The sequence below is a fragment of the Leptospira alstonii serovar Sichuan str. 79601 genome (genome assembly GCF_000347175.1).
Taxonomy (GTDB): Bacteria; Spirochaetota; Leptospiria; order Leptospirales; family Leptospiraceae; genus Leptospira; species Leptospira alstonii.
This window is the reverse complement of record NZ_ANIK01000093.1, coordinates 1-25,014: the sequence shown is the minus strand read 5'-3', so window position 1 is coordinate 25,014 and position 25,014 is coordinate 1. Positions and strand designations below refer to the sequence as shown.

At 39.9% G+C, this 25,014-nt stretch carries 27 protein-coding genes; 6 read left to right on the top strand and 21 right to left on the bottom strand.

Features of this window, described 5'->3' with window-relative positions:
• Window position 1: 1 nt before the first annotated feature.
• The 21 genes from LEP1GSC194_RS16855 to LEP1GSC194_RS16760 form a co-directional block, all read right to left on the bottom strand.
• On the bottom strand, window positions 2-727 hold the full coding sequence (locus tag LEP1GSC194_RS16855) for an SDR family NAD(P)-dependent oxidoreductase (protein ID WP_036043526.1): 726 nt from the start codon (window positions 725-727) through the stop codon (window positions 2-4).
• Window positions 724-1,947, bottom strand: coding sequence for a class I SAM-dependent methyltransferase (locus LEP1GSC194_RS16850; protein WP_021064577.1), 1,224 nt, complete (start codon window positions 1,945-1,947; stop codon window positions 724-726). The genes LEP1GSC194_RS16855 and LEP1GSC194_RS16850 overlap by 4 nt, the downstream gene beginning before the upstream one ends.
• A complete protein-coding gene (locus tag LEP1GSC194_RS16845; RefSeq protein WP_020774739.1) occupies window positions 1,940-2,473 on the bottom strand; it encodes a WbuC family cupin fold metalloprotein in 534 nt (177 codons plus the stop codon). The genes LEP1GSC194_RS16850 and LEP1GSC194_RS16845 overlap by 8 nt, the downstream gene beginning before the upstream one ends.
• Window positions 2,466-3,647, bottom strand: a complete 1,182-nt coding sequence (locus tag LEP1GSC194_RS16840) for a class I SAM-dependent methyltransferase (RefSeq protein ID WP_021064579.1) — start codon at window positions 3,645-3,647, stop codon at window positions 2,466-2,468. The genes LEP1GSC194_RS16845 and LEP1GSC194_RS16840 overlap by 8 nt, the downstream gene beginning before the upstream one ends.
• 133 nt (window positions 3,648-3,780) lie before the next feature.
• On the bottom strand, window positions 3,781-4,128 hold the full coding sequence (locus tag LEP1GSC194_RS23375) for a hypothetical protein (RefSeq protein ID WP_017808261.1): 348 nt from the start codon (window positions 4,126-4,128) through the stop codon (window positions 3,781-3,783).
• On the bottom strand, window positions 4,125-5,696 hold the full coding sequence (locus LEP1GSC194_RS16835) for an acyltransferase family protein (protein WP_020774696.1): 1,572 nt from the start codon (window positions 5,694-5,696) through the stop codon (window positions 4,125-4,127). Before LEP1GSC194_RS16835 ends, LEP1GSC194_RS23375 begins: the two co-directional genes overlap by 4 nt.
• An 84-nt stretch (window positions 5,697-5,780) precedes the next feature.
• Window positions 5,781-6,446, bottom strand: a complete 666-nt coding sequence (locus tag LEP1GSC194_RS16830; protein WP_021064592.1) for a class I SAM-dependent methyltransferase — start codon at window positions 6,444-6,446, stop codon at window positions 5,781-5,783.
• A gap of 3 nt (window positions 6,447-6,449) precedes the next feature.
• Window positions 6,450-6,887: an NUDIX hydrolase gene (locus tag LEP1GSC194_RS16825; RefSeq protein WP_020774728.1), complete on the bottom strand. Its 438-nt coding sequence runs from the start codon at window positions 6,885-6,887 to the stop codon at window positions 6,450-6,452.
• A gap of 3 nt (window positions 6,888-6,890) precedes the next feature.
• Window positions 6,891-7,283, bottom strand: coding sequence for an LIC12192 family sporadic carbohydrate cluster protein (locus LEP1GSC194_RS16820; RefSeq protein WP_017808121.1), 393 nt, complete (start codon window positions 7,281-7,283; stop codon window positions 6,891-6,893).
• On the bottom strand, window positions 7,280-8,074 hold the full coding sequence (locus LEP1GSC194_RS16815) for a sporadic carbohydrate cluster 2OG-Fe(II) oxygenase (protein ID WP_020774710.1): 795 nt from the start codon (window positions 8,072-8,074) through the stop codon (window positions 7,280-7,282). Before LEP1GSC194_RS16815 ends, LEP1GSC194_RS16820 begins: the two co-directional genes overlap by 4 nt.
• A 115-nt stretch (window positions 8,075-8,189) precedes the next feature.
• A complete protein-coding gene (locus tag LEP1GSC194_RS16810; protein ID WP_020774733.1) occupies window positions 8,190-9,122 on the bottom strand; it encodes a transketolase family protein in 933 nt (310 codons plus the stop codon).
• 11 nt (window positions 9,123-9,133) lie between these two features.
• Complete coding sequence (locus LEP1GSC194_RS16805) at window positions 9,134-9,931, bottom strand: transketolase (protein WP_020774718.1); 798 nt, start codon at window positions 9,929-9,931, stop codon at window positions 9,134-9,136.
• 12 nt (window positions 9,932-9,943) lie between these two features.
• Complete coding sequence (locus tag LEP1GSC194_RS16800) at window positions 9,944-11,563, bottom strand: phosphotransferase (RefSeq protein WP_020774731.1); 1,620 nt, start codon at window positions 11,561-11,563, stop codon at window positions 9,944-9,946.
• Window positions 11,560-12,552, bottom strand: coding sequence for an NAD-dependent epimerase/dehydratase family protein (locus tag LEP1GSC194_RS16795; protein WP_020774722.1), 993 nt, complete (start codon window positions 12,550-12,552; stop codon window positions 11,560-11,562). Before LEP1GSC194_RS16795 ends, LEP1GSC194_RS16800 begins: the two co-directional genes overlap by 4 nt.
• A 3-nt stretch (window positions 12,553-12,555) precedes the next feature.
• The gene (locus LEP1GSC194_RS16790) at window positions 12,556-14,085 is read right to left on the bottom strand and encodes a PfkB family carbohydrate kinase (RefSeq protein ID WP_020774708.1); all 1,530 of its coding nucleotides are present in this window, start codon (window positions 14,083-14,085) and stop codon (window positions 12,556-12,558) included.
• The gene (locus LEP1GSC194_RS16785) at window positions 14,082-14,885 is read right to left on the bottom strand and encodes a nucleotidyltransferase family protein (RefSeq protein WP_021064582.1); all 804 of its coding nucleotides are present in this window, start codon (window positions 14,883-14,885) and stop codon (window positions 14,082-14,084) included. Before LEP1GSC194_RS16785 ends, LEP1GSC194_RS16790 begins: the two co-directional genes overlap by 4 nt.
• Window positions 14,866-15,855 (bottom strand): SDR family oxidoreductase, encoded by a 990-nt coding sequence (locus tag LEP1GSC194_RS16780; RefSeq protein WP_020774697.1) that lies wholly within the window; start codon window positions 15,853-15,855, stop codon window positions 14,866-14,868. Before LEP1GSC194_RS16780 ends, LEP1GSC194_RS16785 begins: the two co-directional genes overlap by 20 nt.
• Entirely contained in the window at window positions 15,852-16,418 is a 567-nt protein-coding gene (locus tag LEP1GSC194_RS16775) for an SIS domain-containing protein (RefSeq protein WP_020774732.1), read from the bottom strand. Before LEP1GSC194_RS16775 ends, LEP1GSC194_RS16780 begins: the two co-directional genes overlap by 4 nt.
• A 45-nt stretch (window positions 16,419-16,463) precedes the next feature.
• A complete protein-coding gene (locus LEP1GSC194_RS16770) occupies window positions 16,464-17,561 on the bottom strand; it encodes an NAD(P)/FAD-dependent oxidoreductase (protein WP_020774721.1) in 1,098 nt (365 codons plus the stop codon).
• Window positions 17,562-17,569: 8 nt separating this feature from the next.
• Window positions 17,570-18,526 carry a GDP-L-fucose synthase gene (gene fcl, locus LEP1GSC194_RS16765; protein WP_020774692.1) on the bottom strand — a complete coding sequence of 319 codons (957 nt, stop codon included), beginning with the start codon at window positions 18,524-18,526 and terminating at the stop codon, window positions 17,570-17,572.
• A gap of 4 nt (window positions 18,527-18,530) precedes the next feature.
• Entirely contained in the window at window positions 18,531-18,854 is a 324-nt protein-coding gene (locus tag LEP1GSC194_RS16760) for a MarR family EPS-associated transcriptional regulator (RefSeq protein ID WP_020774736.1), read from the bottom strand.
• 1,474 nt (window positions 18,855-20,328) lie between these two features.
• Between LEP1GSC194_RS16760 and LEP1GSC194_RS16735 the strand changes: the two genes are divergently transcribed.
• From LEP1GSC194_RS16735 to LEP1GSC194_RS23240, 6 genes are all read left to right on the top strand, one after another.
• Window positions 20,329-20,946 (top strand): hypothetical protein, encoded by a 618-nt coding sequence (locus LEP1GSC194_RS16735; protein ID WP_020774716.1) that lies wholly within the window; start codon window positions 20,329-20,331, stop codon window positions 20,944-20,946.
• A 223-nt stretch (window positions 20,947-21,169) separates the two neighbouring features.
• Window positions 21,170-22,615 carry an SBBP repeat beta-propeller lipoprotein, LipL53 family gene (locus tag LEP1GSC194_RS16730; protein WP_020774726.1) on the top strand — a complete coding sequence of 482 codons (1,446 nt, stop codon included), beginning with the start codon at window positions 21,170-21,172 and terminating at the stop codon, window positions 22,613-22,615.
• Between the two features lie 285 nt (window positions 22,616-22,900).
• Window positions 22,901-23,317: an Hsp20/alpha crystallin family protein gene (locus LEP1GSC194_RS16725; RefSeq protein ID WP_020774689.1), complete on the top strand. Its 417-nt coding sequence runs from the start codon at window positions 22,901-22,903 to the stop codon at window positions 23,315-23,317.
• Between the two features lie 21 nt (window positions 23,318-23,338).
• Window positions 23,339-23,743 (top strand): Hsp20/alpha crystallin family protein, encoded by a 405-nt coding sequence (locus LEP1GSC194_RS16720; protein WP_017808642.1) that lies wholly within the window; start codon window positions 23,339-23,341, stop codon window positions 23,741-23,743.
• 317 nt (window positions 23,744-24,060) lie between these two features.
• Complete coding sequence (locus LEP1GSC194_RS16715; RefSeq protein ID WP_232424466.1) at window positions 24,061-24,408, top strand: transposase; 348 nt, start codon at window positions 24,061-24,063, stop codon at window positions 24,406-24,408.
• A 346-nt stretch (window positions 24,409-24,754) separates the two neighbouring features.
• Window positions 24,755-25,014, top strand: a 260-nt coding sequence (locus LEP1GSC194_RS23240) for a DDE-type integrase/transposase/recombinase (RefSeq protein ID WP_332306703.1), incomplete at its 3' end; no start/stop codon positions are given.

Below are 25,014 nucleotides of genomic sequence, written 5' to 3'. Positions count from 1 at the left end.
ATTATTGATTTAAAGAAGTCAATCTTCGCGCCAAAGACTCTTGCCCTTCCAAAAATCGTCCCCCATCTATATAGATTGATTGTCCTGTAATATAACGCGACTTTTCACTAGAAAAAAAATCAACGGCATTTACAACGTCAGATGTCTCTCCTAATATTTGAAGTGGGGTAATTTGTTTTAATAAATTAGTCACTTCTTCATTAGTCTGATAAAATTCCTTATTCGATTCCTTTAGAATCGTGCCGGGCATAATACAATTAAATGTTACGCCTAATTTTCCAAAATTTACGGCATAATATTTTGCTAATTGCTCTAAAGCCGCCTTACTTATATGATATGCAAGCGGCTGCTCTTTTACAATAAATCTACCGGCAGGCGAACCTATAAAAACGAAACTCCCCCCTTTCATCAACGGAATAATTCCTTCCACAAGAATCTTAACTGATTTTAGCTGAATCATCAATTCGCAATCTAAATCCGAGGGGTTCGATCTATTCTTTTGAGAAAATACTATGTATTTAAACTGAATTTGTTTTTCCTGAATGAAACGAATTACTTGATTCAGACTCTCCTCGTTAGATAAATCTGCTTCAATGTGCTTACCTTCCCAGGCGCCTTTATTGCGAGACAAAACATAAGTATCGTCTCCGCGTTTAACAAATAATCTAGCGATTTCTAAACCGATCCCCTTCGAACCACCGATGACTAAAGACAAATTACTCATTATTTTGAACTTTGTTTTTTCAACTCTGGAAGCGGGCATATCAAAGTTAGTTTATGATTTTTTAATTTAGATTGAATCAAATCAAAGTAACGCCAAGCCAAGACGACTAAAACTGCATCTTCCTCGGAATTGATAGCCTCCGGATGTTTTACAGGAATGTGCAGACCAGGGCTATAAGTATCAATCTTTCCGGGATTGTCATCCACCAGATAATCCAAATATTTATCCAATTCAAAATGATAGATTAGAGTAGTCGAAGTGGCAGACGCGCCATATCCGATGATCTTCTTTTTTCCCTTTGATTTTTCGAGTTCTTGTATCAATTCGGCTTTAACCTTGTCGATCCTATCTGCGTATTCTTTAAAATACGACTCAGTCATGTTCTTTTCCTTTTCGATCTCTATAAATTTAGAAACTTCTTCGGAAACCGAGTGAATCGAATTTTTACGCGCCCAATAATATCGAAACGATCCCCCTTTCGTATCTACGTGCTGCAGGTGAATCAACCTAAGACCAAACGAATCGAAAAATTTTATTAGAGGTAATATCGAAAAATAAGACAAGTGTTCATGATAAATGAAATCAAAAACCATATTGTCCACCATGTCCCCTAGATAGGAAGATTCGATCACAACTACGCCGTTCGGCGATAAAAGATATTCCAAACCTTCGGTGAATGAATGTAGATCATCGATATTCGCATACAAATTATTAATGGTAATCAAATCTGCGGATCCGGCCTTTTCTTTTATCTTTCTTGCAAGATTTAGATCGAAGAATTCGGGCAGGGTTTCGATTCCACGTTTCGTTGCGTCTTCCGCGGTTTTTATAGAAGGTTCCACTCCAAGCACTTTTGCATTTCTCGCCTTAAAGTGACTCAACAGAGTGCCGTCGTTACTTCCGATATCTACGACAAAATTTCCCGCACCTAAATTCAGTTTTTCCCAAACGTCTTTCGCATAATTTCCAAAATGATTGCTCAATCCGGAAGAACTGGTTGTCACATAGATATAATCCCTATATATAATTTCCGGATCAACCACACATTCGATTTGCAAAAAACCGCAATTTTTACACTGAAAAAGATCAAGCAAATAGACTTCTTGATTTTTCTTCTCTTTCAAATAGGCATCACATAGTGCGGTAGGAGCCAACGGCAAAACCTTGACCAAATCTACGGATTTACAAAGTCTACAATCTTTTCTTAAGTAAAAATTATTCATTCTTCAATCTCTGATCTATCTTATTCATAAATTCTCGGACACTTTCCGTATCGTGATCATCCGGACTCCAAGGCGCTAAAATCGTATCTTCTTTTCTAAACGGCCCTTTCGTAATCTCTAAAAAAACCAACCATTCGGATCGAATCATCAAAGTATGATAGGCGGAAGAGCGCATACTATCATAGAAAATTTTGCCGGTATGATATGCTCCCATGCTCATTCTATTTTCCACGTTACCATTTTCGTCGAACGTTATGAAATCCACTTCGCCTTCTAAGATCATCATGGATTCCGGCTTGTCTATATGCTTATGAGGCCTTACATACGCGCCTTTAGGATGAACGATGAACATCTCCTGTAGAAACTCGTTACTATTCAAATGAGAACAAATTCTTGCTCTCCGACGTTTTGTTCCTTTTGCTATCTCGATTAAGTTATCAATGTCTTTTTTTTGGATTCCCAAAAGTCGATGTATAGAGTGAAATACTTCTTCGGAAACTTTCGTTTGTTGATTGTAGTCAATCATAAATCATCCGCTTCCAAAATTCCGGTAATAATTTACTAGGAGGCAAGATAGAATGGAACGTTAATGAACTTTTATCTAAACCTTTCTTTCTAAGAACCTTAAACTCACTTTCACTGTTTACGCCCAAAAGCACATGTTTGGAAAACGATGTAAGATTCTCGGAATTTTGCACCTTTATTTCACATCCGGGAACAATTGTATTTTGTTTTTCCTTTTGATCATCAATAAATACTTTAATTCTATCTTTTATTCCGAGAAAATTTACGAAATTACAGGATCTCGACCCGCAACCGTATATTATAATATCTCGATATGAATCCAAATATTTCTCTAAGGCTAACTTAAACTTGGGAAACGCTTTACCATAATTTGTTGTTTTTTCTAAATAGTTGTTTTTTAGCTTTGGCGTTCCGACGTTCGTTTTTTCACAAAACACAAGCATTGCTTTTCCTGAAAATAAAGTAGTCTCGCTATGAATAATTTGAAATCCGTTCAGCGCCAGTAAATTTCTCAAAGACTCAATGGTGAAATAATTTACATGCTCTTCCCAAAGAGCATAATCAAGATAATTGAGATTCCATTCGCTGTCAGGTATTTCAATGATGAACCCTCCATCGTCTTTTAATGAAAAATGAATCGCCTGCATAAAGTCTTCTAAATCGGAAATATGTTCTAACACTTGACGAGTGACTACTATATCGAACTTGCCTTCTGCCGATGTAAAATCTTTCGCATATTCGTGAGTCCAGAATTTATGAAATACTTTATGCCCCTTTTCTTTAGCAATCTTGGAAGAATCCAAGGTGGGTTCTATGCCCGTAAGATTTAAATAACCTTTTTCCTTTAAATAGTCTAAAAAGCTACCGTCGTTGCAACCGAGTTCGAGAATTTTATCCGATTCCTTTAAATTAAAAATCGAACTCATAACTTCCACCAGCCTAGGAACATGCGGCTGGCTTTTCCAACCACTAACTGTGAAATAGTTTTCATACAGTATATTTGGATCGATCGGTTTTTCAATTTGAACAAAGCCGCAACGTGAACAATGCATCAAATGAAATGGATAAAGATTATACCCCTTTTTTTGATCTCGAATCAAATTGTGAACAATTGGCTGATTCCCAAAATCTATAAGAGAGATTAAATCTTTACTATTACAAAGTCGACACTGCATTTAAGCACCTCATCGTTAATATCATTTGTTATTTTGTTTTACCGACATAGATTCGCTAAGGAGCCATTCTATTGAGCAGACTTTGTTGAATATTTCTATTTTCACTAAAGATAAATTATAAAATTGAATTAACTTACTTAATAGGTTTAGAAATATAAGCACCCAATTCAGGGAAAATCTGTCTGATAAAAAATTCAGTGCCAATTTGAGTCAGATGCCCATGATCAAACGCGACCAAACTATCCGCCTTATCACCAATACGAGTAATACAACCTTCCGAATTGCAAAGATAACCTATTGGAGAAATATAAACAATATCTAATTCTCTAGATAACCGTCTGAATTCCTCATCCAATTCCACTATTTTGTCGAATTTCTGGGGAATCATCCGTTCCGGAATATCCGTCTTCTTATCAAATACGATTCTTTTGATTAGAACATTAGGCAATCCGCCTTCCCATTCCGGCAACGGTCCGATCAAAACAAGATTCGCGGTGTCGTGTCGTTTCGTTTCAAAGTAATTATGGATTCTTTAAATCGGCTTAAGTCCTTAGCAAAGGTAACTTCTCGCGGAAAAAAATATGCCGGCCAATAAGCCGAAAGAACTATCAAAGAAGGATTTAATTTCGGAATTAATTCCTTCCCGATATACTGATTCGTTGATCCGCAAAGCGGATGCCTGCTCGCCTCGAATTCGAAGATCGGAGGACAAGCTGCACTTGAATACTGTGCGATTCTAAATTTCTTTTCAGCTTTTAGAATCTTAAATCCGTGAATCAGCTGAGCCGCATAGGAGTCGCCCCATACAAAAAGAATCGGAGAATCTTGCTCTTCTGGATCCAAACAATCCTTTGAAAAAGAATTCTTATCCTGGTCCTGAAGCAAACATGTACCCGATCTAAAGATTTCTTTCGTCTCATAATCCTTATATTTATCCAACTCAAATACAATCTTAGGATAACTATCAATAAATCCGTTCTTACTATATATAAAAATTGATACGGATAAAAACAAGGTCATCAGCAAGATCAAAGATCGAGCGATTAAGACGTTTTTTTCTTTTAGTTTTACGTTTCGGATTGGAATTTCAATCCATCTATATGTTATAAAAGAGAATACAAAGCTAACTAAAACCGCAGAAATGCGGATCAATTTTGCCTCATTTGAATTTTCATAATCCATCAAGCCTGCGATCGTTAACAGCGGCCAATGCCACAAATACAAAGGGTAACTGATTAAACCAGTGATTACGAATAAAGGATTACTCAATAGATATTTATTAACGAGAGCCTGTTTTCCGGCTGAAATTAACAAAAAAGCCCCTATCGTAGGCAACAAAGCCCACCATCCCGGAAAAGACTGGTCCTGATTGATCCAATAGAAAGCCAAACCGATCAAGACCAGACCAAAGAAAGAATTTAGGTGATTCATTAAGTTGCTAAACTTATGATTTAAATGCTCCTTCTTGAAGACCGTAACATAAGCAAGAATACTCCCCATCATCAGCTCCCAAAATCTTCCTTGAGGAAGAAAAAATGCGGATGTCAAATCCTTTCCCGTCAAGAAGAGATTCGTCAAAAAGGAAAAAATCCAGAGAGTAACAAGGATCGTTATATAGTTTTTTTTATACTTATAGATAACAAATAAAATGACAGGCCATAAGATATAAAACTGTTCTTCGATACCCAAAGACCATAGATGTAATAGATACTTAATTCCTGAATTGAAGTATCCCGCTTCCGACCAATAAACTATATTCGATAAAAACAATAAGCCAGCTATGATGTGTTTACTTAATGTTTTTAGATCGTTTGCCAAAAGATAGAAATAACCGTAAATCATTATAAAAGCGAATAAAACGATCAGAGCCGGAAAAATTCTTTTGATTCTTTTTAAATAAAAATCCTTAAAACTAAAAGTATCCGATTCGAGACTCTTAAAAATGATATTCGAAATTAGATATCCCGATATGACGAAGAATATATCAACGCCTACAAAGCCACCTTTAAACCTATACGGAACGGTATACCAACAATATTGCGATTGCACGCAATCCGTCGATATCCGGTCGATACTCTTTGTGAGTCGGAATTCTAAAAAGATTTTGTAAAAACTGGTTCATGAATCCTATGTTTACTCGAAGTAGATAAATTCGTAATCGCCGCTATAACCAAATTCATTATACAACCAAATCCATTCCGAAACTTCCAAGAGCGATTCTGCCGTTAAAGCCCAACATTCCAAATTAAAAAATTCTTTTTCATTTCGGTAACTTTCGAGCATGAGATATCCATTCTTTCCGACTCTTTCCATTTCTTTTAAAGCGGACTTCAACTCGAATAATTTCAAATTATGAAACGTGGTAAGCGATATGACTAAATCGAATTCCTTATTACCGAAGGGATATGGATCTTGTGCTTTATATTGAAACAAATAAGGTTTGATTTCCTCTTTCGCGTTTTCAAGCCCATAAACGGAAGAATCAAATCCGACAATCTTTAAGCCGGGTTCGATCAGCAACATTTCATAAAGCAAATAGCCTTTCCCACAGCCGATATCCAAAACCTTAGATCCGAATTTTAAACCGTAATCTCGAATGAGCGCTTCCGCAACCGGCTTCCATCTTCCCGGAATGTATTTGTATCCACCGTATCCGAATCGACGATCTCCGTCCCAATAATCAAAACCGTATTCCTTTGCTTTGATCATACATTCGACTTTATTATCCTGCATACGAGCTAGATAATCTCTCTGAGTCGCTTTATGAAGCGGCGTAACTATGTTCTTTAATTTTCCCATTCCCTATCTTCTGCCAGAAAAAGTTTTATCTAAAAATTCTTTAATTTTATCAAGATTTTCGGCGATACCCGGCACTAATGGAAGTCTTTCATGTAACTCTTCCCATCGAAACCATTTCATAGCCAAACCTTCATTTAGAACGAGAACGTCTTCCTTTACTTCTAGAAATACCGGCAAACAATGATTGCAGGTTGGAGATTCTCCCTTCCATTCCCATTGAAATAATTCCTCTCCAATGTTGCCCGGAACACATCCGAGTTCCTCTTGCAACTCGCGCGTTAACGCGTCTTTTAAATTTTCACCGGATTCTACCTGTCCGCCAAAAAAAGTCCAATAGCCTTGAAAAATAATTCCCGGAGTAAAATCACGTTGTTGTAATAAAATACGACCGTCATTTCTATATATTAAAGCCTTAACGGCATGACCGATCGAGTTGTCCATATTCTAATAATGTAAACAATAAGGTAAGATCAGCTTGATTTTCCATAGATTCTCAATTCGTTCCGCATCTTCTCTGTTGTTTAGTTGTAGACCTTCCACAGCGAAATAACAGTTTTTTTGAGAGGAAAGGATCCGATCGTAAAAACGATTTCTAATTTCGGAATCCATCGGGAGTTGGAATAAGCTGTATAAAATCATTCCATCTAGATTGGCCAATTCATCCAAGACTTGTTGTAAAATTAAATGACAGTCTTCCATCGCGTATTCAGTCGCGCTGAGTAAATAATGGAGACCGTTTCTCTGACAGTAGTCTCTGATTACGATATTCTGAACGTGTTGTGGCACCCTTTCACCGAGAAAGGATCTACTAAAGATATAACCTCTTACACCCTTCATTTCACTTTTGGAAACTGATATTCCATTCCTATTTTCGAAGCCGCTCTCAAGGTGATCGGCTCGAAAAATTCCCCGAGTTTTTTATCTCCATAAGGAGTAAATACGGATTTAAATCTACAGTTCATAGACCATCTCGTATCGGATTCTTCGTTCACGCGGTTTCCATGCGGATAACCCTGATCAAATAAGAGAACTTCCCCGTATTTGATTTCCAGCCACTGAACCTCTTTAGAAATCGATTGAAATAAATCTTCGCTGCTCACTCCGGACTGATTCTTAAAATCAGAAATTAACTTTTTGGACGACGTAGGCGGAAGCAAATACATAGATTTTGTTTTATAACAATCCACAATCGGCAACCAGACTACGATTTCATATGGAGAATCTCCTGACCACGTATCCGAATGAACCGGAAGAAGAGAACTATCATCATTGGGAAATTGAATGCTCAGATTCACTCTTAACTGCATGGACAATTCATTTCCGACTAACGTTTCCAGATACGGTTTAGCTACTTTATAATAATGATATCTAAAATCTTTTAGAGAATTCATAGACTGAATCACTTTCAAACGAAAAGAATTCAATTCAGTTACCGAGACTTTTTTATGAACTTGGTTTAAAAGAATATCAGAAGGTTCCTCTTTTGTAAGTCCCAGAATCTCCCTAACAATATTTGCGATACTTTCTCGGATCCAATTTAAGGAATTTATATCGGCGGCTTTTTGAATGGTATACCCATTCTGAATATACTCATCTGTCGTTTTTTTTTCATATTCAGATAAATACATATTCTTCTCGTCTTTTGATCTTTTAGATAAGCTACTTAGACAAACATTATGTAATTTTTATAATGTTCACAGAAGTCTCAAATGATTCCGATAAAAATCAGCGACAATGCGATTTCTACTTTTTCGCCTGAATGACTTCTTTCATTGTATTCACTAAAAATTCTTTAGTGATCCCAAAATGATTCAGTAAGGATTCTTGACTTCCGTATTTATCAGCAAAGCGATCCGGTAATCCGATCCTTCTAATTTTTCCGGATTCGTTCGGAATCTCTTCGTTGCAAAATTCAAGTATGGCGCTGCCGAGGCCACCAATTCGAGTGTGTTCTTCTACAGTAACTATGCCGGAAACTTTCGGAATCCATTTTTTTAGAATTTCTCCGTCCAGAGGTTTTATCGTATGCATATGAATTATGCCACAACTTGCTCCTTCCGATTCTAATTGTTGGACGGCTTCTAAAGCGAGCTGAGTCATAACTCCCGTAGTGACAAACATGCCGTCTTTGCCTTCTTTCAAAATAATCGCTTTTCCAATCTCAAAACCGAGCTCCGGTTTGCTTACTATCTTATCTCCACCTTTTGCGAGTCGGATATAAATTGGATGAGGCCAATCCACCGTCAGAGGCATCAATCTTTTCATTTCTTCCGCGTCACAGGGAGCAATGATCGTCATATTTGGTAAGGCGCGAAGAATCGCGATATCTTCCACCGCTAAATGTGTGGGACCGAGAGGAGCATAGACGACTCCTCCACCGCTCGCAATCAATCGAACCGGAAGATTGTGCAAACACAAATCCAAAGCGACTTGTTCATAACATCTTCTCGTAAGAAAGGTAGCAATGGTATTGATATAAGGAATATATCCTTCCATCGCCATTCCAGCAGCCATTCCGATGATATGTTGCTCGCTGACTCCTTCCATAAAGAAACGATCCGGAAGATTTTGTTTCATTTCTTCCAGCACGCCGGGACCAAGATCCGATCCGATGAAAACGACTCTATCGTCTTTTTCCGCTAATTGATTGACAATTTTTAAACTAGTATTGCGCATTTTGTTACCTATTATTGCAAGCAAGCATACATTGCTTCGATTTCTTCTTTAGAAAGTTTTGATTTATGGTGCCAATGGGCGTTCCCTTCTGCAAAAGGAAATCCCTTGCCTTTGATCGTATGGCAAATGATTGCAGAAGGTTTATCCGAATGAAACGGAAGTCTATTTAAGACGGCTTTAATTTCCTCTATATTATGGCCGTCGATTTCCACGGTTTCAAATCCGAAACTTTTCCATTTATCAACCAGAGGCTCTAAATCTAAAACTTCTTTGGTCAAACCGTAAGACTGAAGTTTATTATAGTCAACCATCACGGTTAAATTGGAAAGTTTATGTTTCGCCGCGGACATCGCGGCTTCCCAAACAGAACCTTCATTGATTTCGCCGTCTCCGGTTAGAACTACGACTTTGTAGTTTTTCTTTCTGATCTTTCCGGCAACTGCCATTCCTACTCCGATCGGAAGTCCATGACCAAGAGCGCCAGTTGATGCCTCCACTCCCGGAATTTTTCCTCGTTCCGGATGGCCTCCTAAACGAGAATCCGACTTACAAAAAGTTTTTAATTCCTCCGTTGGAATAAAACCTTTATCGGCGAGCACCGCATACAACGCAAGGCAGCCGTGTCCCTTGCTCAAAATAGATCTGTCTCTATCTGGAGAAGAATAGTTATCTTTGGAAATATTTAAATAACCGTCATACAAGACGTGTAAAATTTCGATCATGGACATGGAGGAACCCAAATGACCGCGGCCTCCTCCCTCCAATGCTTCCACTACAAGCTTTCTCAAACGTTTCGAAACTGGTTCCATGAATATTTTCCTTTACGCGATCGATTTAATTTTATCTAATAATACTTTAGATTTTTCTAATTGAACACTTTGTATAGAAGAAAGCTGTTCTTTTCTTTCCGGATTCGCGTTAATTCTATTTTCTAATTTTATTTTAAGGAATTCGTTTAGAAGAATCAAACACCACCTAATACCGTAAAGAGGATGATACAAAGAAAATCTTTTTTCGATTCCCTTATCTTGTTGATCGAAAATTTTTATCAACTCATTCAACCAAAGCTCTTTTTGTTTTTCAGTCAAATTCATACCGGGATGCCAGAGAAAATCCGAAATCAATTTCACCGGATCGTCCCAACCGAAATATTCCAAATCGTAAACGTATAAGTTTCCGTCTTGGTCCAGCTTGGAATTATGAAATCCAAAATCGGAAGGACTTAGGACCCTAAATTGATCTTCCAATTCTTTAAAGTAATCTTCTTTATAAAACGACTTTGCCTTATCTAAAAAACCCTCAAACGCGGGAATCAGATCGTTCGACAAAAATCGATTCAATTCAAAATTGTTTAAGAATTGTAGAGCTTCCAAGCGCCTTTTGATTTGAGACTCTAATTCAATACCCGAAACGCAGGCTTCCGAAGCTAAACCAAAATCTTCTTTCGAGAAGCGAGGCTGCATTTCTTTTAATTTAGAAACAAATCGTAGAAGTTGAAGAATTAAATTTTCATTATATTCCTTGATTTCATCCCCTTCGATCCAACCATACAATCCCCAGTTCAAGTCTTCGTCTTTTCGAACGGGTTCGGGAACCAAGAGTTTATGTTCAAATAACCGAAAACAGCTGTCGTATTCCGTTTTCAGTCTCTCTCTCGGATCCAACTGCAAGTCGGGATAAATCTTTAGGATATAAGATTTCTCACTCGAGTCCGTTTTGTAAACCCTACTGTTGCCATTTGCCTTTATCGTCTGTATATTAGAGAATTTTAAATCTTTCCATTTTTTGTTTAAAATGAAAAATATGTCTTCCGACACAAATTCGGGAAAAATAAAATCTGAAATTTTTTTCCAACTTTTAAAACTGATCAACCTTTCAATCGTATGATCAGTAAAGCCCGAATTTCCGAACAAAATCTTCTGCGTATTCGAAGAAAAATTCTTCTCTTCAAATACTTCAATCAGATCGTCTATAAAAAAAGAGAGTTCGAGTTCGTTTATCTTTTTTACTTTTTCAGCCCTTGTCTCGGCGAAAAAAACATTCTCGGAGGGAATATGAAATTCTTCGGAATCAAAGAATCTTTTTTCAGCCATCCAATCCAAGGCGGCAGTCCTCAGGTTTATTTTTTCCTCATCGAAATGGCCGTAAGAAGTCTTATGGCTTACTATAAAAACTTCCGTCCCATTGAATTTACATTTCCATAAGAATTCGGCCACACCGGGAAAAAGGGTGGCCCGATTCATAAACTTACCGTAAACTTTTCCTTGAATTTTTTGCCAGATCAGTTCTCCGTCGTCTAAAGTTCGAATATAATCCCTTAGTTCTTTTTTGGAACCCGTCCAGTCTTCTGCTATGAGCTTTTGCACCTTCGTAGCGGATGCAAAAACCTTATCATAACAAGCAAGAGTATTATCGAAATCCAATCCGATTCTTAGAGTCATCTCAAACTTACGGACTGCATACGCTTTATATTGAAATATTTTTCATCGGTCAAAGAGTTTGGAAGAAGCCCTGAATCAAACGCTTTCTTTAAATCTTCTGCCGCCAATTTAATGGAACGATTCGCCCTAAATCCCAGTTTATTGAATATTTTATCGGAAGAGATATGATAGGATCTGTTGTCATTCGTCGGTGTAGTAACTAACTTTACATCTTCTCCGATCACTTCTTTTACCATATTTGCGATTTCGGAAACTGTAAAATTAAGATACCCCGCGTTAAAAACCTCACCTGCGATTTTTTCCTTGGGGGCGCGCAAAAGAACCAAATAAGCATCCACCATATCGTCGATATGGATATTCGGGCGAAGTTGGCCTCCCCCGAAAACGCTGATCTCACGTTTATGATACGCGAGATTGGTTAAAATATTTACTACGACGTCCAGTCTTTGTCTAGGAGAATATCCGCAAACCGTAGCCGGGCGAATCGTAACAGTCGTGAAGTCTTCGCTCAAGTATTCGTTTAATATTTTCTCGCAATCGGCTTTGAATTTTGAATAATCGGTAAGAGGTTCTAAAATGAAATCTTCAGTTACGTTCGGCTCTTCTTTGATTCCATAAACGGAAGAAGAAGAAGCATAAATGAATCGTTTCACTCCATTTTTTTTGGAGATCTCTACGAGAGGTCTGAACGCATCCAAGTTAATGGATTTTCCTAAATTAGGATTCAATTCAAAACTAGGATCGTTTGAAATACAAGCGAGATGAATTACGGAGTCGTGACCTGGAATCGTTTTGTTCAATATATCCTGATCCCTGATGTCCCCTTTAATCTTAGTTAGATTAGGATGGTCTTTGAGTACGCCTTCTCCATAGATCATAAGATCCAGAACAGAAACCTTGTATCCTTCTTCTAAAAGACGAGGAACGAGCATCGCTCCGACATATCCCGCTCCTCCGGTAATATAGATATTCTTAATATCCTGAGACATTCTTTACTCCAAATTTCTAATGTAATTTTCTAGTTTTTGATGAGAGACCGGTATATTTCCGACCGTTTGTACCGCCAATGCCGCCATACAAGCTCCGATGATAGACGCTTCCATCAAAGTAGCGCCGGAACACATACTCGTAGCAATGGCCGCCAATAAGGAATCTCCGGCACCGGCAACATCGACGGGATTGGAAACCAAGGCGGGAAAATGTTCCTTCTTATTAAAACCGCCAGGAATATCGTTCGAGTACGCGATAAATCCGTCAGCGCCTAATTTGACTAATAAATTCTTAGATCGAGTTTTTTCCAAAAGAGTGTTGGCAATCCATTCCACTCCGTCTTCATGATTACTGAGCGCAATTCTTGCTTCACGTTCTGTCGGGCATAATAAATCAAAGTCTTCGAACTTCGCAACGTTACCAACCTGACTGCTGCATTGCAAATCTCCAAAGAGTCGAATGTCGTTTTCTTTTGCTATCGATCGAATCTCCGAAAGAATTCTCGGAGTGACAACTCCGTATACAAAATCACAAATAAGAATCCCGTCATAGTCTTTTGCAATCTTTCTGAGTTTCTCGATGAATTGATCTTCTATCATTTTTGAGAGAGAATGTTCTTTCAGACGACTGACTCGAAAGAGTTTCTGATTCTCCACCATATAACGAATTTTGAAAGTAGTTGGGCGACTACTATCTCCGATCAGTTGAACGTCAATTCCCTGCTCTTCCAGGTTCTTTTTGACTAAATTCGCATTTTCATCTTCGCCTACTACCGACAAAAATGTACAGTCCGTTCCCAAGGCTTTCACGTGAGCCGCTACTACCCCTGCACCGCCTACGAATTCCTTCGTTTCCAATTCTCGGACTACAAGAACGGGAGCCTCTGCGCTCATTCCAATCGCATCACAAGCAACATATTGATCTACGATTGTATCACCTATTACGAGAATTTTAGAATTTGAAAATTTACCGATCTGATTCAAAAGTTTTGAAAGTTCGATTCCTTGTCGTTTGCAAGCTTGAAGAAACAAATGTTTCCTTTCAGATTCAAGGTCTTGCTGACTACCGTGGAGCAAATCTGCGCTCGCGTAGTGAACCTCGCCTGCATGAAATATTACCTTCCCGTTATATCTTTCGATCGCAGAAACGGCCTCTTTGATGTCTTGTCGATCGGAATTCTCAAATTCTTTTCCTAAAACCAAGACCGAAGGTCGAATCCGAATCGATAAATCTTCCAGAGAAATTTTATCCAAAACATAAACCAAATCCACGAAGTGTAAGGAAGCAACACCTTCCGCTCTCTCCATCTGATGGAAGTATTTATTTCTTTGAGGTTCGGGAATACTTTGATCTCCGAGAACGGCTACTTTCAATTTTTTTCCGAGACTTCGAGCATATTGTAAAAATCGAATATGCCCCGGATGAATTACGTTAAAATGCCCGTAACAAAGTATGATCGAATCCTCGGACTGAGTTCCGTTCAGCGCAGATGCATCCGCTATCGAAATAATTTTATGTGAATTCGGGATCATAAGATTGAATGAATCAATTGATGAATCGGATTTTTTAAAAATTCAACTTGCCATTCGTCCAAATCGGACTCGACCTGAAATGACACTTCTTTTTGTGCTTTTGCTAAAGAATCTACATTTCCAATGTCTCGCATAACGTCTTTGTTTTCCCAGGTGGCAATTTTTCCGAGAAACTCAGGTAGAACCTGATTGCTAAAGTCGCTGATGGATTCTCTTTCTTCAATCCAATCGAGCACTTCGGGTTCGATCAAGTAGATGGCCGCGTTCGCGAGATTTCCGGGCGGATTCTCTATTTTTTCATGAAATTTTTGAACGACTCCATTCTCGTCCAATTCTACGATCCCACAGGTCTTAGGAGAATCGGTTCGAAACACCATCATCGTAATCAAAGCGGAAGGATGTCTTTCGAAAAGATGAAAATTAACGAATGCCCCCATATCGCACAGACAAAGATTGTCTCCGTGAATCAGAAGTGTGATTCTATTTTTAAAGAAGTTATAATTCTTCCGTAGAGTTCCGGCAGTTCCCAATAACTCTGATTCATAAACGGATTCTACCCAATCCTTATACTTGGGTCTTTTTAAAAAGGAAACGACCACATCGCTTAGATAATGAAGGTTGACTAATACTTTAGAAATTCCTAATTTAGAAATCTGTCCCAACCAAATTTCAAGAAGGGGCTTACCTCCGATCGGCATAAGACATTTTGGCCAGACATCCGTTAGAGGTTTGAGTCTGGTACCAAGTCCCGCCGCCAGGACCAAGGCGTTGATTTCGTTTTTAAGAATTGGATCCGCCAAGATACTTGAACCAATCGGAAGTTGCGGTCGCAATTTTATCGGGCGTCCACACGGGAGCCTCTTTCCAATAATCTATGTTCTTTAACAATTCTCCGATTCCGATTTCAATGGAAATCTTAGGAGACCAACCGAGATCTTTTTTGATCTTTGTGATATCCGCAAAGGTGCTGTCCGGTTCCCCCGGACGTTTCGGAATGTATATGACTTCCCCTTTCAAGAGTTCCACAATCCGATTGACGGAGATGGTTGCACCGCTACCGACGTTATAGATTTCCCCGGTTTTGTCGCTTTTAGCGGCCGCATATATAGCTTCGGCGACATCTCTTACATAGGTGAAATCTCGGGTTTGTTTTCCATCGCCGACAACCGTGTATGGTTTTCCTGCCAGCTTTTGAGCGAGAAATACTCCAAATACGGCTCCATACGTTCCGGAAGTTCTCGATCTTGGCCCATAAACATTAAAAAATCGTAATGATAGAGCGGGAAATTTATAAACCTGAGCCCAGTGCATCACCAGCTCCTCACCCATTCTTTTCGTAAGGGCGTAAGGATATTGCGGGAGAATCGGAGAGGTTTCCGGAGTTGGATACACGTCTGGAATTCCGTAACAAGAAGAAGAAGCCGCATAAACAAATCGTTTTACATTCTGATGCCTACTCGCTTGTAAAACGTTCAAAGTAGCCGTCACATTCGATTGAAAATAACCTTCCGGATTCTGAATACTCGGAACAATATCGGCTAACGCAGCAATATGAAATACGTAATCGACGGATTGAAATTTTTTGATCCAATCTCCTTGAACGGACAAATCACATTCAACTAAATTAATATTCTTTTTTACGTGATCCAAATTTAAAGCCCGGCCCGTGCTGAAATTGTCCAGTACGGTAACTTCAAACTGATTTTCTAATAAAACGTCAACAAGGTGACTGCCTATAAATCCGGCGCCGCCGGTAACTAAAGCTTTCATTTATGATTTTTAGCCTCACACAACCATTGCATACACATGTGACCAACGATCACTTGTAGATCTTCCGATATCTGCATATCGTTGATCGGAAAGTGAATCGGATATTTTGCCAACTCTTTACATTTACCGCCGGAGAATCCTAAAATTGCATAAGTTTTCATGCCAATACGATTTCCAACTTCGAGGGCCTTTACGACGTTAGGAGAATTTCCGCTTCCAGAAAGCACGATCAATACGTCGCCCGAATTTGCTTTTACTTCCAACTGCTGAGAATAAATGGAGTCATATCCTTCATCGTTCGCAAGACAAGTAATTACCGCGGCATTTGCGGGTAAGGCTTCGATCCTGAGGCCAAGTCCGTTTTTTTTATCAATACCATAATTAAAATCGTTTGCTAGATGAATCGCGTTCCCTGCACTCCCCCCGTTTCCGCAGATAAAAACCCACTTTTTCTTTTCCCAAGCATCCTTTAAAGAAAGTGCAAGATGTTCAATCTCCGGGGCTCGTTCCGGAACGAGTACGGATTGAAGGCGGGTAATGTAAGCGTTATAGTGGTCTAACATTTTTAATTCTCCTTTCCATAGTAAAACGACTCAGCAGAATTTTAATCAAATCAAAGATTTAACCAAACGAGAAACTTCTTCTCCTATAGATGGAGAAGAAGTAAGCCCAGGACTTTCAATTCCGAGCAAATGAATCCACGGTTTGTTTTCAGGATATTTTCTTATGACGAAATCGGTAACGGGATTATTGTCAAAAAACAATCTAGGCCTAAGTCCCACATAACCTTGAGTCAAATCTTCTTCTGTATAATAATTCGTAATATTCTTTAAGGAATTAAAAAATACGTCCCTGGAGGTTTGAAACGTATAATCCGATTTGGAACTCGCCCAATTGGAATTGGGGCCTGCATAAGACTCTCCGTTTAGATGAAACGTATAATGAACTCCTAATGCAGTACTCGAGTAGGAAGGAAGAGGATAAACCAGCTTTTTAAACGGAAGTTCTTTTTTCAATCGATAGTATTCGCCTTTGTTAGGACGAATCTCGTATTTCGATTCCCCCAGTTGTTGAATCAACTCGTCCGAGTAAAGTCCTCCGGCATTGACAATACAATCCGCTTCGACTCTTTCTAAAGCGCCTGAGCGCATGTCACAAAGGGACGGATTCCCTTCCTGAAAGACAAAATTTTTTCCTTTGATAAAAGTAACTCCCGAATTTTCACACTCCCTCCATAACGCTTTTAGATAAAGGGAAACATCAACGACTCCGGTTTTCCCGAGATGAATCGCGTTCTCTCCTAAAAGAGAGGGATATTCGGAAGAAAGATTTTTTACAAAGCTGGTACCCTGAATTTCATACTTAACGGATTTATTATAAAGTTCTTCTAATTTTTCCCTTTTCTTCAATTCAATTAAAGAATCTTCCTTTGCGCCAATAGTAATGATTTTTCCGCAAATACTATAAGGAACTTTAAATTGATTAAAGAATTCTAAAGATAATTCATAACCCCTTAGACAGTGTTTTAACTTTTCAGAACCTTCCGAATAATAAATGCCGGAATGCAAAACGCCGGAATTTCTTCCGCTGATACCGTCTCCTCGATTTTCAGAGGAATCACATAAATAAATGTCCGAATTAGTATGTTTGGAAAGTTGATACGCAACCCAACTTCCAACGATTCCCGAACCTATTATTAAAATCAAAGATCTACCTAATTCTTTGCAATACGATTTTCTAGAAAATCCTTATAAGCCAACCGGATTCCGTCCCTCAACTCCACCTGATGTCTCCAACCCATCTTGTGAAGTTTAGAAACGTCCAAAAGTTTGCGAGGAGTTCCGTCCGGTTTCGTAAGATCAAAAGTCAACAGACCTTGATATCCGACGACTTCCTTCACTGTCTCAGCCAACTCACGAATGCTTACCTCGATCCCGCTACCTACGTTGACGTGTTCACCGCCTTTCGGATCTCCGACAACGTCGTAGTTCTTCATTAAGAAGACGCAGGCACGAGCCATATCGTCGGAATATAAGAATTCTCTTAAGGGTTTACCGGTGCCCCAGACGACCACCTCGGGAAGATTTTTCATTTTGGCTTCGTGAAAACGACGAATCAAGGCCGGAAGAACGTGGGAATTTTCCGGATGATAGTTATCTCCGGGACCGTAAAGATTCGTAGGCATCACCGAAATGAAGTTGGTGCCGTACTGGCGATTGTAACTCTGACACATTACAATTCCTGCAATCTTTGCGACCGCATAAGGTTCGTTAGTCGGCTCCAGTTTTCCGTCCAACAACTGACCTTCGTCCATGGGTTGTTGCGCAAACTTAGGATAAATACAGGAAGAACCCAAGAAAACGAGTTTCTTCGTTTCAAATCGATAACAAGCGTCTATGATATTATTTTGAATTTGAAGATTAGAAAAAATGAATTCCGCCGGATAGGTATTGTTCGCGTAAATTCCGCCGACTTTGGCAGCGGCGAGAAAAACATATTCCGGTTTTTCAATATGGAAGAATTCGTTTACGTCCGTTTGTTTCGTAAGATCCAATTCGGAATGAGATCTTCCGATGATATTCCCGTAACCTTCTTTTCGCAAAACGCGTTCGATCGCCGAACCTACGAGACCTTTATGACCGGCGATATAAATCTTAGCGTGCTTTTCCATCGCCTTACTTATCTTGCCCGACTTCCTTTTGTAACTCTTCGATCTCTTTCCGGATTTGTTCGTATTCCTGCATTTTGATCTTTAGATAACGAACCGTAATGAGAGCCTTCTCTTCGATTCCCATCGGAGTCAAAAAATACGCATACGCGAGTTTGTTCTTACTGTTTTTAAAGTTCTTCGCCTTGATCCAGCCCTTGTCCATCAAAGCCTTCAAACAATAGTTCACCTTGCCTAAACTAATCCCTAAAATCTCGGAGATTTCTCTCTGATTGACTTCGGGGTTTTCTTCCAATATTCTCAGAAGTTTATGTCTTAGTGCGTCGTCCATGAGTTAGGGGTTAATAGATAAATGTCAGAGTCAATAGATGGAAATCAAAAGTTAGGACTTTACACAATAAAATGCAAGTGTTCCGACAAGAATGGAGCTTTTTACTTGCAAAAAGTATGATTTTATGATAGAGAAAATCTCCCGAGTCTTCCCACCTCCTATTTCGCGACCCGTAGGGAGTGAAATTGAGTTCAACCTTTCGCGACCCGTAGGGAGTGAAATTGAGTTCAAGAAGCAATTCATTGAGTTGCCCACCCAAAATCAAGGGGGAAACTCAGGTGCAACACTCTCTACGGATCCGCGTTGAAGAAACTCAACACAACGCTTCTTCCTAAGGGAGCGTTGCGCGGCCGACTTTTCACGGAGGATTGTCGTAATTCCGACAGATTTATCTTGAGATCCGAGTATTTGCGGGAAGGTAATATTTAGTCACTAGAGGGTTCCAAATCAAGAGCATCGGGCAAAATTATGATCCATAGCCCAAAGAACCCAAAAAAGAAGGAAAATTCAAAGAAAAACGGAATTGAACCAAAGTTCTTGGCGTAGCTTCGCCGGGTCAGTCCCAGGATTGGAAAATCTGGATTCATAAAAAAATCGTAAAGATATCCTGTCAATAAAATTTGTTCAACGATTGAACAGACATCGGACTTTGAGTCCATTCGGCTTTCTAAACAAATCCGAGGGAATTTCTTTAAAAAAAACGAAGCGGGAGGAGCGGCTTTCGACTTTAAAGGAAATGGGTTAAAGTTTTTCTCATCGGAATCATGAATTCGTACCAAAACTTAGAATACGCCTCAAAACCTCGTTTCCCATTTGGGCAAAATTTTCTTTCCAAGGCTTGTCCCAAATCCCTTTAGAAGTTGTGATAAAAAAATTTTCTTTCCTGTGCGAATGAAGAAAGCGTTGGATCTTGAAAGTTTTACTATCGGCTACAAAATAAAATACCGATTCAATTGCCAAAAACGAAGATAAATTGTGGGAGTGGTCGTTTCGTTAAAAACAACCGAAAACTATTAGCTATGTAACTTTTTCCGCAAGAAAAAGTTTGTACGGAAACCTTTGTTACTCATAGTTATAAAATTGAGTACCGTTAATTTTTATCGCAAAACACTGCTTCAATGCAAAATATTAGGTACTTATTATATAGCTACGAGTAGGAGAAACTCAAAATGAAAATTGACCTTACAAGGTTTCCGCAGGTTCGCCTCAAAATCGAACTTCATTTTTGCAAGAACCGGTTTCACACCAAATCGGTGTTTTACGAAACTCAAGCAATTCGTATACGAGACTTCGTTCTTTATAAAAATGCGCCAAATTTAAAATCCGACCTTGCGGATCCTGTCTACAAGGTTCCACTCAGTGTTAAAGCCAACTGAAACCTGGATCCGGTTTTTTTAGTTTTTTCTTGCAGAAAGACTTCTTCCAACAAACTATATCCAATTTCTGTCACATAATTTCAGGAGATTCTAATAATATGGCCGACTCTGTTATTGTCCAAAAATTGGACACAAGGCTTATCGAAGAGGGCATTCTCGATAGGGCTTTCGAAAAAGATTATTCCCTAGTCCACCAAAAGCTTAACGAAGAGATTCGTAAAACGGGAAAATTCGCCGAGTCCAAGGTAAATTTCGAACTCGGAGAAAAGATTCTCAGAGATTGGTTGCTCGGACTGGCTCGTCAAGGAGCCTCTCAAGACAAGCTAACGAATTATCTGCGCTGCGGGCTCGCCCATCTTTCTTACGAGCGCATCGAATCCGACAACGAAGAAACCGACGTCGACAATCTGATCCTACGCGCGCTCGTTTCTTTTCAGGAACAAGATTTTGAAAAATCATTCTTTCGTTTGAGCGACCAAGAAAAAGTAGTCGTTCAACCCGTCGTCGTCGCGCCGAAAAAATCCGCAGCGAAGAAAGCCGCAAAGAAAAAGTCCGCTAAAAAGAAATCTGCAAAGAAGAAAGCGACTCCGAAAAAGAAAAAGACCGCGAAGGAGGCCGCCAAAAAGAAAGTAGCGAAGAAAAAAGCGCCTAAGAAAGCCGCAAAGAAGAAGACTTCTAAAAAGAAAACTTCCAAGAAAAAGACGAAAAAAAGGTAATCCTTTCACCGAAAGTTTAATCCCAATTTCAAAAATCTTGGAGCCTGCAATTGCAAATGTAGCTCCAAGATAATAACTCCCGATCACCCTTCATCCTAAAATGTAAGCACTCTTACATCCATCTTATCCTTTCGGATAGGGCGAAACGCCCTACTTCCACGGAAATTTCTATCCTAAAAATCCGCGTTAGTTTTAGTCGGAAATGATCAGGGAAACTCATATCATGAATTACTTTTTCATTCTTATTTGTCTATTGTTTCAGACTTGTAATCCGGCTAAGTTACTCAACGTGCCGCCTCCGAATACAAACGGAAATTGGATTCAATTTTTATTTCGGGAAAAACTCGAAACGATCGATACCGTCTTACCCGAAAACGTTCCGAGCGATGAAAATCCAAACTCTTTGGAATTAGAATGGACTCTGTTAGCCGGGACACCTAACACAATGACTACGAATAAAGGTTTTGCGGTGGATCAAAACGCTTCCATCTATGTCGCCGGGGATACAAACGGCGGCGTTTACGGACCGGGACCGATCGGCACCAGGGATCTCATTCTTGGAAAATACAATTCTCAAAAAAATACAATCTGGACGCAGCAAGTCGGAACGGCAGGGGTAGGATTGCAAGTAGAAGGAGTCGCGGTCGATCCGAACGGAAACGCGTATGTAACCGGTCATACAAACGGTGATTTTGCGAACCCTCTTGTCGGGGCGGAGGATCTGTTCTTAATCAAATTTAACTCCGCAGACGGAGCTCGAGTCTGGACCAGACAGATAGGGCTACCCGGAGTCAGAATCGTAGGAGGCGGATATTCCATTGTCCCCAAAGGGATCGCCGTGGATACATTCGGAAATTCTTATATTGTCGGAAATTCGACCGGCGCGTTCGGAGGCCCTGAGACCGGACCCAACGGATTTATCATTAAGTTTGATACCGACGGAAATCAAAGATGGGTTAGTCAACTTGCGATCCGAAATGCTCAAAGTTTTCCGAGAGGAGTAGCTTTTGACAGGATCACGGGTAACGTTTATATGGTCGGTACGGGAACCGCAAACTTTGCGACCGATACGTTTCCCGGTTTGGGCGGTAACGCCAACTCCGATCTTTTTATTCTTAGATACGACGCAAACAACGGGAATCGACAATTTTTCGCTCAACTCGGTTCCGCACTCAGAACGACAGAAGGCAGTTCCATAACTGTAGATTCGTCCGGAAACGTTTTTGCGGGAGGCACCAGCAAGGCGGATTACGGATCGGGAGCCGACGGAACGAGCTGGCTTGGAACCTTAGTAAAATACAATTCGCTCGGAGTTCTGCAATGGGTTCGGCAGGTTGGTCCGATCCGCGGCGCGGGTAAACAGACGGTAATCGAAACAATCGTAAGCGATACGGAAGGGAACGTTTTTACAACGGGCCGTACCAATGGGAATATTCCGGATGGGAGCGCCGATTCCCTAGGAAGAAACGATGCCTTTCTCACAAAACACGATTCGTCCGGACAAAGTCAATGGTTGCGGCAGATTGGAACTCCCGGTGCGACGATAACCGGAAACGGAATCGGATCCGATCGAAATGGAAATTTATACGGGTCCGGAAGCACCGACCGCGAAATCAACGGAGTTCCTGCCCAAGGCAACTCTGACCTATTTATTGTAAAATATAAATAGATAACGACCTTTCTATTGAACTCGGATTGGGTATAAGAACATTGGACTCAACGGCGCCGGGCCGGTCTTTCCCGTAAAAAAACCTTTCGAAAACCGCCAACTCCTAATACTCAAACGTTGAATTGCAACACAATCGGCCGTTCGTTTTGGAACCAGGGAATAGGACTAAGTCAGCCAATACTGGCACTCATAAAAAAAGATTGCTAATTTTTTAAAAAAATGCTGGAACTTTTTTAACATTTTGGCACTCTAACTTTTAGATTGCTAAAAGAGGAATTAAGAACCATGAATGAATTTAGAATCTTTGAAGATCTTCATAAACTCCAGAATCAGTTCTCCAGCCTTTGGGACCCGTTTTTGCTCAATGGTGGAAGCGCGTATCCGGCCTTAAACATCCATAAAGGAACCGACGCGGTAACGATCACGGCTCTGATTCCGGGAATCGAATCCGAAAACCTGGAAATCACAGTAAGCGGAAACCAACTGCATCTGAGCGGGGAAACGCCGACAAACGTTCCTAAGACGAGCCAAGGAACCAATCGTGTGGAAAGATTCCATGGAAAATTCCACAGGGCTTTGGAACTCCCCACGGAAGTGGACCCTGATAAAACCGTAGCGGAATTTAAAAACGGAGTTTTGGTTCTTACGCTCCCCATTCGGGAAAGTGTAAAACCGCGTAAAATCCAAATTCAAACTAACTAATATACTTTTAGGAGAAAAAACATGACAAGCGCTGTTCTGAATCAAGAAAATCATTCCGTCCGGGAAAATCATACTTCTCAGGAAACAAAAAAGGAAAGAGTAAGAATTCTCGCTCCAAGAGTGGACGTCTACTCCGACGAGGAAAACATCTTTCTTTTTGCGGATCTTCCAGGCGTGGAAGAAAAGGACGTTCAAGTAAAATTAGAAAAGGACCAACTGACTATCTCCGGTAAAACTTCGGGGAAGGATATTTCCGGAGAACTCAGATATTCCGAGTTCCGCACCGGCGAATACAAAAGAGCGTTCACGCTCGTCGAGTCCATAGAAGAGGATCGTATCTCTGCGGTTTATAAGAACGGGGTTTTGAATCTCACTCTTCCCAAAAGAAAACCTCTCACGAAAAAAATCGAGGTCCGTTCCGAATAATTTCGCACCTTGTCGAAGGGGGCCTTTCATTGAGGCCCTCTAACGTTCCCGTTATACTACCTGAAGTCCAAAACCCGCAGAGCGACCCATAGGAGAATGAGACTTTAGTTTCACAAAAATGTGGGAACTCCTACGTTTTTAAACGAACGGTAAACTCCGTGCCGTTATGGATAAAGTCAGAAAAATTTTAACTCTGTCTTTGCCTGAAATACGTTGACCTTTTTTTTTGCCTGAAAAAAAGGAAAATGAACAAAAAACAAAAGTTAAACCATCTGCGAGAAATATCGATCCGCCAGTTACGAAGATTCAGTGAACCATTGAAACGCCAAATCGTGATGGATATAGAAACCAAAGTGACGACGATTGCCGAAGTAAGTAGAGAATATTCGGTAACGAGAAATTCGATTTACAAGTGGATCTATTCGTATTCAAAGAATAGAAAAAAAGGAGTGAGAACGGTCATCGAAGAAGAAAGTGTCTCAACGAAGTTAGAAGGGCTGAAAAGCAAAATCAAAGAATTGGAAAGTGTTATAGGACAGAAGCAAATGAAGATCGACTTTCAAGAGAAGATGATCGAGTTTGCGGAAAAGGAATACTCTGTAGATATTAAAAAAAAATTTGGTTCCAAACGCTCCTATGGTATTGGGAAGAACGATCCCGATTGAAAATAAAAATGTCTTTGTTGTATACGGTCCTGAATATTAGTAAGCAGTCCTTTCATCAAAGACTGAAACATTATTTGTGTATGCAGGAGGAACTTGGTTACCTATTACCGATGATTCGAGAAATTCGCGACGATCATCCTAAAATGTCCGCCAGAAAAATTTATCGAATGATACGTCCTAAAACGATAGGTAGAGACCGTTTTGAGGCATTCTGCTTTGAGCGCGGTTTCCAAGTAATCGTTTCTAAGAATTATAGAAGGACTACAAATAGTTTGGGTGTTACGAGATTTCCAAACCTTATCATCGGACTCAAGATTTCGAGACCGAACCTTGTTTGGGTTAGCATATCACCTATTTTGAGTTAGCTGGTCGATGGTGTTACTTAACTTTCATCATAGACATATATGCAAGAACCATAATTGGTTTTACGGCTAGCAAAGAACTTTGTGCGGAACAAACTTCAATTCCCGCTCTCAAGATGGCGATTCGATTCCGTAAATCTTTCAACCACAAGATCACAGGTGTCATTTTTCATTCCGATGGTGGCGGTCAGTATCATTCCAAAGAGTTTCTGAAGTTGACAGGTATGAACCACATCAAGAACAG